This is a genomic window from Rhodococcus sp. T2V (assembly GCF_029269925.1).
GTDB lineage: Bacteria > Actinomycetota > Actinomycetes > Mycobacteriales > Mycobacteriaceae > Rhodococcus_F > Rhodococcus_F koreensis.
This window is the reverse complement of record NZ_JARJBD010000555.1, coordinates 1-344: the sequence shown is the minus strand read 5'-3', so window position 1 is coordinate 344 and position 344 is coordinate 1. Positions and strand designations below refer to the sequence as shown.

Annotated in this window: 2 pseudogenes; both read left to right on the top strand. The window is 67.4% G+C overall.

Features of this window, described 5'->3' with window-relative positions:
• Nucleotides 1-114: pseudogene (locus P3H15_RS55395) on the top strand (IS630 family transposase); the annotation flags it as partial.
• Nucleotides 81-191, top strand: a pseudogene (locus P3H15_RS56070) (hypothetical protein); the annotation flags it as partial. The pseudogenes P3H15_RS55395 and P3H15_RS56070, both read left to right, overlap by 34 nt.
• Between the last annotated feature and the right edge of the window lie 153 nt (nt 192-344).

Genomic DNA, 344 nt, shown 5'->3' with positions numbered 1-344 from the left:
GCGAACGCGGAGTTCGCCGCCCGGATGGAAGATGTCCTGTCGGTCTACGCCCGCCCCCGCAACCCCTCTCACCCGGTGGTGTGCATGGACGAAAAGCCCTACCAGCTCCTCGCTCACCCAACGCCGTCACCGTCGCCAACACCCCTACCGGCACCCGCGCGTACGTCACCAACGGCGGCAGCAACACCGTCTCGGTCATCGACACCACCACCAACAAGGTCGTCGCCACCGGACCACGAAGCCGGCGCAGCAGGCGGTCGGTCTGGACGGCCTCAAGGTGTCCGTCGCGACCGCGGCGACCAGTGGTGTGGAGAAGTCGAAGCAGGTCAAGTCCGGGGGTTTGG